We start from the raw sequence: 10,525 nt of genomic DNA on the forward strand, positions 1-10,525 counted from the left end.
ATCGAGGCCGGGATGGCGAAGCCGACGCCGGACGAGGTGCCCGAGCGCGAGAAGATCGCCGAGTTGATGCCGATCAGGTCGCCGTCCATGTCCACCAGCGCCCCGCCCGAGTTGCCCGGGTTGATGGCCGCGTCGGTCTGGATGAAGGAGCCGCTGTCGGAGATATTGGTCTCAGTCCGGTTCAGGGCCGAGATGATGCCGTTGGTGACCGTCTGGCCGACCCCGAACGGATTGCCGATGGCCAGCACCAGATCGCCGACCTGCTGCTCCTCGCGGTCGTCGATGTTGAGCACCGGCAGGCGTTCGTTGACGCCCTCCAGCTGCAGTACGGCCAGGTCGGAGCGTTCATCGCCCAGCACCACGCGGGCGTTGAACTCGCGCCGGTCGTTCAGGATCACGCGGATGGAGCTCATGCCGTTGACGACATGATAGTTGGTCACCACCACCCCGTTCGGCCGCACGATGACGCCCGAGCCGACCGAGCCGGTCTCGCGCTGGCCCGGCATGCCGAAGAAGGGATCGCGGACCTGCTGCACGCCCCGGGCGGCGATGTTGACCACGGCGGGGGCGGCGGCGCGGACCACTGGGGCGAAGCTGGACTTCACCGCCGTGGCGTCGCCGGGCACGACCCGGTTGTCGGAGAAGACTCCGTCCTGGGCCTTGGAGGTGTTGGGTTGTCCGCAGGCGGCGAGCGTGAGGGCGAGGGCGAGCGCGAGAGAGCCGGTCTTCATCGTCATCCGTAGCTGGTCAGGGAAGGACACGCCCTATTCCGCTCCGGATTTCGGGCCGGATCAAGGCGGTTAGGCTTGCGCCTCGGCCGCCTCCGTCCGCGACGCCTGCCGCGCCACGATCCAGCTGATCACGGCGGCCAGCAACAGGACCGCCCCCGCGATGTAGAAGGACAGGCCGGGATCATAGAGGCCGCCGACCAGCAGACGCGACGCCGGTCCATGGCCGGCCCAGCTCTCGATCCAGCGCGCCACGCTGTCGAAATGCCCGCCCGTGGAATGGGTGTAGACCCAGCCAAAGAACAGCGGCGACAGGACGCCCGCGATCGCGCCGACGCTGTTGTTGGCGCCTTGCAACTGGCCCTGCTCGTCCTCGCCGACGCGGCGGGTCATCAGGGCCTGCAGGGTCGGCATGGCGAGGCCCCACAGGGCGTTGGGCAGCATGGCGGCGACAAAGGCCCAGCCCGTGGGGGCCCATCCCATCAGGCAGATGCCGATGGTGCCGCCGAACAGGCCCAGCACCAAGGTCGGACGCTCGCCCAGCCGCTTGGACACCGGCCCGACCAAGACCCCTTGCACGACCATGTCCAGCAGACCGACCAGCGCCAGCAGCAGGCCGACCTGCACCGGGCCCCAGCCGTAGCGCAGGGCCGCGTACAGCACGAACACCGCCGAGAAGACGTGGTGGGCGAAGTAGAGCAGGAAGTTCACGACCGCGAGCCCGGTCAGCTCGGCGTGGCGCTTCAGCAGGATCAGGGCGCCGACCGGATTGGCCCGCTTCCAGCTGAACGGCATCCGCCGGTCCAGGGGCAGGCTCTCGGGCAGGACGAACAGGCCGTACAGGAAGGCCACGCCGGACAGGACGGCGGCGAACCAGAAGGGCGCGCGCGGACCCAGCTCGCCCAGGAAGCCGCCCAAGACGGGACCCAGCACGAAGCCGCCCGAGAAGGCCGCACCGATCAGGCCGTAGGCCTTGGCCCGGTTCTCCGGTGCGGTGATGTCGGCCATGTAGGCGAAAACGGTGGTGAAGCTGGACGAGGTGATCCCGGCGATGATCCGCCCGGCCGCCAGCCACCACAGGTTCGGCGCCACCGCCATCAGCACATAATCCAGCGCCAGCCCGGCGCAGCTGATCAGGATGACGGGCCGGCGGCCGTACTTGTCGGACAGCGAGCCGATGATGGGCGAGCAGATGAACTGCATCCCCGCCCACAGGGCCACGAAGACGCCGTTGATCCAGCCCGCATCGGCGTTCGAGCCGACGAACTCGACCACCAGCTGCGGCAGCACGGGGATGATTATCCCCATGGCGATGACGTCGAGCACCGCCGTCACCAGGATGAAGGCGATGGCGGCGCGGCGGACTTTCAGGTCGTTGAGGGCGTTCATGCCCCGGTGGATAGCGCTCCGGGCGTCCGGACGCCATCCGCACCGGTGCGGCGCCTCGCGATCAGATGAGGGTGTGCACCAGCCGGTCGCGGCTGGCGATCTTCGACGCCCGGTAGGCCGAGATCGTCAGGCCGGTGAGATCCATCAGGTCGCGGGCCAGATGGGAGTCGTCGGCGTATTCCAGACGGGCGTCGTCCTCGTCGCCCGCCGAGAGCCAGGGCGAGGGATGCAGGGTGCGCAGCAGGCGCTGAAGGCGGGCGATCCGCAGCACGCGCTTGGGCGACCAGCCGATCAGGCGATGGCAGCGCTTGTGCAGCGCGCGCTCGGAAATGCCGCATCCGCCCGCGATTCCGGCGACGGGGCCGCGGATGCGGTGCTGAAGCATGGCGTCCATCAGCGCCTCCGCGGGGTTCGGCTTTCCCGCCCGACCCATCAGGACGCGAAGCCAGGCCTCCGCGGCGGCGATGCGGTCGGTCGCCGTCGGCGCCTCCACGATCCGGGACAGCCCGCGCCGCGCTTCGGGATCGAGAAGGGCGTCCAGATCCATGCGCCGGTCGGCGATCGGCCCCTCCGCCGCCCGGGCCAGCACCGCCGCGCCCCTGAGCGTCAGCACGGCGACGAAGGCGTGCATGGGCTGCTCGGTCCGGGACCACGGCGTGGTGGACGAAGGCCCCCACAGGCCCACGCGCGGCGCGGTCGCCGCCGCCGTCCCGTCCGTCAGGTGGACATCGGCGCCCAGCATGATCTGGATCAGCGGGGCCGGCACGGGCAGTTCCCGCATGCCCTGAAGCGCGGTCAGGTCCTTCCGCTCGACGAAGGCCAAGACGAACGGCTGAAGGTCGGGCGACGCGGCCCGCGAGGTGAGCTCCATCCTGGGCGACGGCGGCAGGGCCAGCACGGGTTTGTCCGGTTCCGATTTGTACAGGAGATGATCCGGGGATGGCGCTAGCGTCAATCCAGCCGGAGACGCCGCCCATGATCCGATCCCTCGACCGACTGCTGTGCGTCTCCGCCATGACGGTGGTGACCGGCGTCTCGCCGGGCGACGCCTTCGCGGCCTCCCGCGATCCCCTGGCCGCGATGCGGGAAAGCGTTCAGCCGGGGTGCGCGGTCGCCGTGCTCGATCCGGCCGGGCCGAGGTTCGACGCGGCGGGCCTGACCGATCTGGAGGCCGCAACGCCGATCACCTCGCGCACGGGTTTCCTCATCGCCTCGGCGTCCAAGCAGTTCACCGCCCTGGCCGTCCTGACCCTGGTCGATGCGGGCCGGATCGAGCTGGACGCACCGGCCGCCCGGTGGCTGCCGGACATGGCCGGGGCCCTGCAGGGGGCCACGGTGCGGCAGTTGCTGAACCAGACGGCGGGCGTGCGCGACCACACAATCCTGATGGCGCTGTCGGGGATCGAACGCCTCAGCGAGGCGCCGCCGGACTCGACGCTGGCGATGATGCGCGGGCTGGACAGCGGCAACTTCGCCCCGGGAAGCCGCGCCGCCTATTCCAACGGCAACTATCTGATGCTGGCGCAGCTGGTGGAGCGGGTGTCGGGCCGGACCCTGGCGGACTATGCGCGCGAGACCCTGTTCGCCCCGCTGGGCATGACCGGGACCGGCTTCGCGGCCGAGGGCCTGACCACCCACGGCTACCGGCGGCTCCGGGATGGAAGCTTCCGGATCGCGGACGACCAGCCGTCCCTTCCCGGCTCGGGCGGTCTGGTCACGACGGCGGAGGATCTGGCCCGCTTCGACGCGGCCTTCCGGGCCGGCCGCGGGCCGTGGACCGCGACTGTGAAGGCCCTGTTCGTCGAGCCCGGCCGTCTGACCGACGGCTCGGTCGCCGTCCTGCCCGAATTCGGAACGCCGTACGGCGCCGGCGTCGGGCTGGAAGACCGCGACGGCGTCGTGTGGCTCAGCCATGACGGCGGCTCGGAGGGCTTCCGCGCGGAATACGTCCGGCAGGCGGAAACGGCGGTCGGGGCGATCGTGCTGTGCAACCGCACCGACGTGAATCCGGGCGCGATCGCCGAAGCGCTTCTGGGTGTCCCCGCGACGGCGCCCTCGCCGCCCGCGCCATCAGCACCGCGTCCGGCGCCGGAGCCGGCGTCCGAGTCCGCGCGCGCCGGCCTGGTCGGGCGCTGGACCTCGGCGGAGACAGGCATCGACTATGACATCCGCCCGGCCGAGGACGGGGTCCGGGTCACGATCCGCTCTCCCCTGTCGCCCGAGCCGATCACCGAGGACTGGGGCGGATTGAGAGCGGGCGCCGACGGCGAGGTGGTCACCGGGCCGCTGCGTCTGAAGGCGGACGGGGACAGGCTGACGGTCAGCTTCGGACGACGGGTCGAGGCTCTCGTCTTTCGCCGGACGGCCTCCTAGCGCGCCATCGCGGCCTCGGTGTCCGCCGCACGGCCGTCGCCCGCCGGGACCGGGAGGTTCAACAGCCGGGCCAACAGGGGCTGGACGTCGACACTGTCCATCTCGGGCAGGCGGACGCCCTGCGCCAGGTCAGGTCCATGGGCGATGAACAGGGCGCGCATCTCGGGCGCCTGGTTGTCGAAGCCGTGCGCCCCGCCGCGAACCCGGGCCGGATCGACCCGCGCACGCGTGCCGATGATCCAGCCCGTCTCGGCCAGGCAGACGATGGCCGGGATGCGGGGGTTGGTTCCGTAGACCAGCCGGGCCGGGATATCGCCCTTGCGCCAGCATTCCACGTGCGGCGAGGCGCCCAGAAGGGCGGCTTCGACCTCAGCCTCGCGGCCCGCGACGGGATCCAGGGTCGCCACAGGCCCGTGGCCCATGACGTTGAAGGCGGCGGCGTCGACCTTGTCGTCGAGGAAGACCACCCGTTCGCCCGAGATCGGCGCCATGCCGTGATCGGCCACGATGACCAGATCCGCCTCGATCCCCTGCTTCTCCAGCCCGTCCACCAGCGCCTTCATGGCGGCGTCGATATCGGCCAGCACCGCATTGGTCTCGGGGGCGTCGGGGCCGTATTCGTGCCCGGCGGTGTCCAGCACGTTGAAATAGAGGGTGGCCAGCTGCGGCCGCTCCGCTTCGGGCAGGCTGAGCCAGGCCAGCAGGATGTTGACCCGCGCCAGCGACGGCACCGTCTGCTCGAACGGCAGCCAGTAGGTCGGCCGCACGCCCCGGATCGGCGCCTCGGAACCCGGCCAGAACAGGGTGGCGGTGCGAAGGCCGGCGTTCTCGGCCGTCACCCAGATCGGCTCGGCGGCGTCGTACCAGACCCGGTCCATGACCTCCGCCCGGGCGCCCAGCGAGAAGCGCCGCCCCGGCAGGTTTGGATCGGTCATCGTGTTGTAGACGAGGCCGTGGTGGTCCGGGTGCAGGCCGGTCGCCAGCGTATAGAAGTTCGGGAAGGTCACGCTGGGCCATGACGGGCGCATGCCGCCCTCGGCCTGGACGCCCTCAACCGCCAGTCGTGACAGGGTCGGGGTCAGCCCCCGCTCCAGATAGTCGGCGCGGAACCCGTCGATGCCGACCAGGATGACGGGCCGATAGGGCGCCTGCGCCGGAGCCGGGGCTTGGGCGTGCACCGGCAGACCGGCCGCCAGCGCGGCCGCGAGGGCGAGCAGGAACAGGGGACGCAAGACCATACTGGAGCTCCGCGGAAGGGACGGAGATTGCCTAAGCTTAATCTGCGACAGCACCACAACGCCTTGCCTCGGGCGGTCCACGCGGCCAAGCTCCCTTCCATGAACGCTGTGATTGAAACCCGTGGGCTGACCAAGACCTACGGATCCGTGCGCGCCCTCGACGGGCTGGACCTGACCATCCCGAAGGGCGGGGTCTATGGCGTGCTGGGGCCCAACGGCGCCGGCAAGTCGACCCTGTTCCGCATCCTGCTGGGCCTGATCCGCGCGACGGACGGCACGGCCAGCGTGATGGGCGGCGGTGTCGGCGACGTGGGCGCCATGCGCCGCATGGGCTCGATGATCGAGACCCCGCGCTTCCCGCCCTTCATGACCGCCCGCCAGGTCCTGCGCTGGCTGGCGCTGGAGCACGGCGTCGGCGGCGAGACCGATATTCCCTACTGGCTCGAGCGCGTCGGCCTGACCCAGGCGGCGGACCGCAAGGTGCGCGGCTTCTCGGTCGGCATGATGCAACGTCTCGGCGTCGCCGCGGCGCTCATGAGCCGCCCCGAGCTGGTCATCCTGGATGAACCGACCAGCGGCATGGACCCGCCCGGCATCCAGGAAATGCGCGCCCTGATCCGCTCGCTGGCGACCGAGGACGGCGTCACCGTCGTCCTGGCCAGCCACCAGCTGCTCGAGGTCCAGCGCGTCTGCGACCGCGTGGCGATCCTGAACAGGGGCAAGCTGGTCCGCGAAGGCGCGGTCGGCGAACTGACCGCCATCGGCGAACGCCTGCGGCTGGTCGGCACGCCGATCGAGAAGGTTCTGAGCGGGCTCAGCGTCGCGGCGACCCGCGACGGCGACGCCGTCCTGGCCGACATCAAGCGCAGCGAGGGTCCGGCCCTGATCCGCGCCCTGGTCGAACAGGGCGTCGACATCCACGAGGCGCGCTGGGTCGGCACCGATCTGGAAGCCATCTTCTTCACCGAGACGGGCTCCGTGCAGACCCCGGAGGCCGATCATGCTGGCTGACGCCATTCGCGCGGAGAATTTCCGCCTCCTGAAGAACCGCACCACCCTGCTGTGGAGCACGGTCTTCGTGCCGGTCATGGGCCTCATCTTCGGCGCCGTCGGCATCTTCGTGATGAAGGCCAGCGAGGCCAAGATCACGTCCGACACCAAGATGCCGCCGCAGGTGCTGGAGCTGATGTCCTCCACCCCGATCAATGTGGTCGAGTCCATCGCGGAGAACGCCGGCAAGCTGGATAACCCGGCCCTGCTGCTGTTCGTCCTGATCGGCGCGGCGACGATCTACGCCGGCGACTACCGCTGGGAGACCTGGCGGCTGATCAGCGCCCGCAACAGCCGCGCCAACCTGCTGCTGGGCAAGCTGGCCGTGACGGCCATGCTGGCCCTGGCGGCCATGGGCCTGATGCTGGTCGGCGGGCTGTTCGAGACCCTGATCCGCGCCAGCGTCTTCACCCGTCCGCTCACCTTCGGCCTGACCGGCGAGCTGTTCGGCCAGTTGCTGGCCGGCTTCGGCCTCAGCTGGCTGCGCATCGTTCAGTTCACGATGATGGGCATGCTGGCCGCCGTGGTCACGCGTTCGCTGCTGGTCGCCCTGTTCGTGCCGCTGGTGGTGGGAGTCGCCCAGTTCTTCACGCCCCAGATCCTGGCCCCGATGGGCGTGATGCCCGACGCCTGGCTGTCGGTCCTGCTGAACCCGGGCGCCGCCATGGACGCCCTGAAGCTGGCCGTGATCCAGCCCGAAGGCGCCCCGCCCCTGCCCGACGGCATGCTGCTGAAGTCGGTGCTGAGCATGACCCTGTGGACCCTGGTTCCGCTCGCCGGCGCCTTGGCCTGGTTCAACCGGCAGGACCTGTCCAAGGAGTAGCGGTCAGAACCGCTTTTCCATCCACACATCGGCCCGGGCATAGGGACTGGGCCGAGGCGGCAGGTCGGTGAAGCCGAAGCGGCGATACAGGGCGATGGCGTGGGTCTGGGCCGTGTTGGTTTCCAGATAGAGGCGGGGCGCCCCGGCGGCCCGCGCCGCCGTCTCGCAGGCCTCCAGCAGGCGGTAGCCAAGGTTCAGTCCGCGTACGTGCTCCAGCACCGCCATCTTGCCGACCTCGAAGCCGCCGTCGTCCATCGCCATCAAGGAGCAGCAGCCCACCGGCGTCCCGTCCTGCTCGGCGATGAAGATGTGGCCGCCCTTGCTCAGGATCGCCCCTTGAGGGTCCCCGAGCACCAGTTGGTCCTTGGCCTCCAGCACATAGCCGCCCGCGATCAGCCAATCCTCGTTCAGGGACCGCCACGTCGCTGCGTGGTCGGGGCGGAAGGTCTCGATGGTGATCACGGCGTCGGCTGTCGGCATGGCGGTCTCCCTGCCTTCCATCTGGGAAGCGGGAGCGGACGGGAAAAGCCCCCTTCCGTACAAGCGCGACAGTTTGGGGGCGCGACAATTTGGCGGCGTGTCAGCCGGCCTCGGCCGGGAGGGGCCAGCCTTCCCGCGCCCGGGCCGTGGCCGCGGACAGGTCGAGGGCGACCCCGCCCGCCGCCGCACAGGCTTCGGTCAGGTCGGCCGTCACCGCGAAGGTCGCCGGATCCCGCAGGATGGCGGCCAGGTCGCGCGGCCAGTCCACGGCGCGGCCTTCCGTATGCAGCCCTCCAGTCGGCACGAAGGCCTTCGGCGCCGCGGTCTCCGCCTCCGGCCTCGCCCGGACGCAGGCGAAGGCCTCGAACCGCCGCCGCGCCAGACCGGTCAGATGCAGCCGCCGCCGCTCGGCGACCGGATAGGCATACTCGGCCCCCATCCGCACCAGACAGCCGCCGCCCAGCGCAGCCCGGCGCCGGTACAGGTCGGCGCGGATATGCTGGTCCGACGGCCAGCTTCCATCCGCCTCCGGGCGGACATGGCGGATGCAGGGATTGTATTCGGGCAGGGCGTCCGCAGCCCATGAGGCCGAGAAGGTCTGCGGCCCGCCGGTCAGGACCCGGTCCAGCCCGTCGGCCGCCGCGCCGGCCAGGGCGAAGGGCGCGATCGGCGCCGCCGCCGCATAGGCCCACCACGGCGCGTCCGGGACCTCGCGGGTTTCCAGCCGGATCACGGTCGCGGCGGGGAAGCAGGCCGGCTCCAGACGCGCCGAACAGATCAGATCGCCCGCCGTCACCGCGTCCTGAAGCTCGACCGCGCGCCCGTCCGACAGATCGGCGCGATAGGCCTGCCCCTTGCGGACGTGATCGAGCACCCGGCGCGCGTCGGGGCGGTCGTACTGCAGGCTCTGCACCGGATAGCAGCCGGCCAGGCCCAGCACGGCCGCCAGGGCGACAAGACGGTTCCGCATCCGGGACTCTCCTTACGTGTCCGCCCAGCCTGCCAGAGCCCCGCTCCGGTCCAAACGGTCGGCGGCGCGAGGTCAGGTTCCGTCAGGTTGGGCGGTCAGCCGGGCCTCCAGCGCCGCCAGGTCCGGAACGAACCACACCCGGCGGCCGGCGTTGGACTCGCGCACAAAGTCGCGCAGGGCGTCGCTGGCCTCGACCTCGGCCGAGAGGTCGCCGACGATCGCCAGCCGGACCTGATAGGTGACGAATTTCTGGATCACCGCCCCGGCCAGGCCCGTACGCAGACGCAGGAAGTCCTCGCCCAGCCGCGCCGTCGGCAAGACCAGCCAGTCCACTTCAAGGCCCCACAGCCCGCCGATCAGGTCCAGCGCGTCGGCCTCGCGGGTGACGCGCGGTCCGGCGGCGTCGCACAGGAAGACCGTGCGGCCGCCCAGCGTTGTCATTTCGTCGGCCATGCCGCACCCCGTCCAAGAAAAAAGGCGGCCGGTTCGCACCGGCCGCCTTCTTCAGTGCCCCAACGAGGAAGCTTACGCTTCGTCGTCGCCCTCGATTTCATAGACCGGACCCGAGTCCAGGCCCTTGGCGTCCACGTCGCGATCGACGAACTCGATCACGGCCATGGCGGCGTTGTCGCCGTGGCGATAGCCGGCCTTCATGATGCGGATGTAGCCGCCGTTGCGTTCGGCGTAGCGCGGGCCGATCGTCTCGAACAGCTTGCCGACCTGCGGCACGTCACGAACCTGGCTGATCGCCTGACGGCGAGCGTGCAGGTCGCCCTTCTTGGCGAGCGTGACCAGCTTCTCGACGAAGGGACGCAGTTCCTTCGCCTTGGGCAGGGTCGTCGTGATCTGCTCGTGCTTGATCAGCGACGCAGCCATGTTGGCGAACATCGCGGTGCGGTGGCTGGCCGTGCGGCCGAGCTTGCGATAGGCGGCGCCGTGGCGCATCGGGGTCTCTCCTACTCAACCCTGGTTTCCACGATACCGCGTGGACCTGGGGCTCTATCATTCTAACCGCTCCGCGATCCCGAAAGGGTCATGGGCGGAGGGTTGAAACTAGATCTGGTCGTCGAACTTCTTGGCCAGGTCTTCGATGTTTTCGGGCGGCCAGTTCGGCACATCCATGCCGAGCGACAGGCCCATCGTCGCGAGAACTTCCTTGATCTCGTTCAGCGACTTGCGGCCGAAGTTCGGGGTGCGAAGCATTTCGCCCTCGGTCTTCTGGATCAGGTCGCCGATGTAGACGATGTTGTCGTTCTTCAGGCAGTTGGCCGAGCGGACCGACAGCTCCAGCTCGTCGACCTTCTTCAGCAGGGCCGGGTTGAACGGCAGATCGGGCTTGCCGTCCGTCGCTTCCACAGCCTTCTTCGGCTCGTCGAAGGTGATGAAGATCTGCAGCTGGTCTTGCAGGATGCGCGAGGCGTAGGCCACCGCGTCAACCGGCGAGACGGCGCCGTTGGTTTCGACTTCCAGCACC

12 protein-coding genes are annotated in these 10,525 nt (G+C 70.0%); 3 read left to right on the forward strand and 9 right to left on the reverse strand.

Annotation, left to right across the window (positions count from 1 at the left end; translation table 11 throughout):
* The 3 genes from Q0C81_RS10060 to Q0C81_RS10070 all read right to left on the reverse strand — a co-directional run.
* A partial coding sequence (locus tag Q0C81_RS10060) for a trypsin-like peptidase domain-containing protein (protein WP_291837107.1) occupies positions 1-731 on the reverse strand: 731 nt, incomplete at its 3' end.
* A gap of 69 nt (positions 732-800) precedes the next feature.
* The gene (locus Q0C81_RS10065) at positions 801-2,117 is read right to left on the reverse strand and encodes a TCR/Tet family MFS transporter (RefSeq protein WP_291837083.1); all 1,317 of its coding nucleotides are present in this window, start codon (positions 2,115-2,117) and stop codon (positions 801-803) included.
* Between the two features lie 61 nt (positions 2,118-2,178).
* A complete protein-coding gene (locus tag Q0C81_RS10070) occupies positions 2,179-3,015 on the reverse strand; it encodes an AraC family transcriptional regulator (protein ID WP_291837085.1) in 837 nt (278 codons plus the stop codon).
* A 77-nt stretch (positions 3,016-3,092) separates the two neighbouring features.
* On the opposite strand from Q0C81_RS10070, the gene Q0C81_RS10075 reads away from it, so the two are divergent.
* Positions 3,093-4,490 (forward strand): serine hydrolase, encoded by a 1,398-nt coding sequence (locus tag Q0C81_RS10075; protein WP_291837087.1) that lies wholly within the window; start codon positions 3,093-3,095, stop codon positions 4,488-4,490.
* Here the strand turns inward: Q0C81_RS10075 and Q0C81_RS10080 are convergent.
* Positions 4,487-5,728: an ectonucleotide pyrophosphatase/phosphodiesterase gene (locus tag Q0C81_RS10080; protein WP_291837089.1), complete on the reverse strand. Its 1,242-nt coding sequence runs from the start codon at positions 5,726-5,728 to the stop codon at positions 4,487-4,489. The two genes, Q0C81_RS10075 and Q0C81_RS10080, sit on opposite strands and share 4 nt — an antisense overlap.
* 99 nt (positions 5,729-5,827) lie before the next feature.
* On the opposite strand from Q0C81_RS10080, the gene Q0C81_RS10085 reads away from it, so the two are divergent.
* Both Q0C81_RS10085 and Q0C81_RS10090 read left to right on the forward strand, forming a co-directional pair.
* Entirely contained in the window at positions 5,828-6,739 is a 912-nt protein-coding gene (locus Q0C81_RS10085; protein ID WP_291837091.1) for an ABC transporter ATP-binding protein, read from the forward strand.
* Positions 6,729-7,601, forward strand: a complete 873-nt coding sequence (locus Q0C81_RS10090) for an ABC transporter permease subunit (protein WP_291837093.1) — start codon at positions 6,729-6,731, stop codon at positions 7,599-7,601. The genes Q0C81_RS10085 and Q0C81_RS10090 overlap by 11 nt, the downstream gene beginning before the upstream one ends.
* Positions 7,602-7,604: 3 nt before the next feature.
* On the opposite strand, the gene Q0C81_RS10095 is transcribed toward Q0C81_RS10090, so the two are convergent.
* The 5 genes from Q0C81_RS10095 to Q0C81_RS10115 form a co-directional block, all read right to left on the reverse strand.
* A complete protein-coding gene (locus Q0C81_RS10095; protein ID WP_291837096.1) occupies positions 7,605-8,081 on the reverse strand; it encodes a GNAT family N-acetyltransferase in 477 nt (158 codons plus the stop codon).
* A gap of 100 nt (positions 8,082-8,181) precedes the next feature.
* Entirely contained in the window at positions 8,182-9,051 is an 870-nt protein-coding gene (locus Q0C81_RS10100; RefSeq protein WP_291837098.1) for a hypothetical protein, read from the reverse strand.
* 72 nt (positions 9,052-9,123) lie between these two features.
* Entirely contained in the window at positions 9,124-9,504 is a 381-nt protein-coding gene (locus Q0C81_RS10105) for a DUF4180 domain-containing protein (RefSeq protein WP_291837100.1), read from the reverse strand.
* Between the two features lie 72 nt (positions 9,505-9,576).
* On the reverse strand, positions 9,577-9,996 hold the full coding sequence (gene rplQ / locus Q0C81_RS10110) for a 50S ribosomal protein L17 (RefSeq protein WP_291837102.1): 420 nt from the start codon (positions 9,994-9,996) through the stop codon (positions 9,577-9,579).
* A 108-nt stretch (positions 9,997-10,104) separates the two neighbouring features.
* Positions 10,105-10,525: DNA-directed RNA polymerase subunit alpha C-terminal domain-containing protein (locus Q0C81_RS10115; RefSeq protein ID WP_291837104.1), on the reverse strand; the 421-nt coding region annotated here is incomplete at its 5' end.

Source organism: Brevundimonas sp. (assembly GCF_023259385.1).
In the GTDB taxonomy this organism is placed as follows: domain Bacteria; phylum Pseudomonadota; class Alphaproteobacteria; order Caulobacterales; family Caulobacteraceae; genus Brevundimonas.

Coding starts and splice junctions, on each gene's coding strand:
- rplQ (WP_291837102.1), bottom strand. CDS start 9,996: ATGCGCCACGGCGCCGCCTATCGCAAGCTCGGCCGCACGGCCAGCCAC.
- Q0C81_RS10095 (WP_291837096.1), bottom strand. CDS start 8,081: ATGCCGACAGCCGACGCCGTGATCACCATCGAGACCTTCCGCCCCGAC.
- Q0C81_RS10075 (WP_291837087.1), top strand. CDS start 3,093: ATGATCCGATCCCTCGACCGACTGCTGTGCGTCTCCGCCATGACGGTG.
- Q0C81_RS10065 (WP_291837083.1), bottom strand. CDS start 2,117: ATGAACGCCCTCAACGACCTGAAAGTCCGCCGCGCCGCCATCGCCTTC.
- Q0C81_RS10105 (WP_291837100.1), bottom strand. CDS start 9,504: ATGGCCGACGAAATGACAACGCTGGGCGGCCGCACGGTCTTCCTGTGC.
- Q0C81_RS10080 (WP_291837089.1), bottom strand. CDS start 5,728: ATGGTCTTGCGTCCCCTGTTCCTGCTCGCCCTCGCGGCCGCGCTGGCG.
- Q0C81_RS10085 (WP_291837091.1), top strand. CDS start 5,828: ATGAACGCTGTGATTGAAACCCGTGGGCTGACCAAGACCTACGGATCC.
- Q0C81_RS10090 (WP_291837093.1), top strand. CDS start 6,729: ATGCTGGCTGACGCCATTCGCGCGGAGAATTTCCGCCTCCTGAAGAAC.
- Q0C81_RS10100 (WP_291837098.1), bottom strand. CDS start 9,051: ATGCGGAACCGTCTTGTCGCCCTGGCGGCCGTGCTGGGCCTGGCCGGC.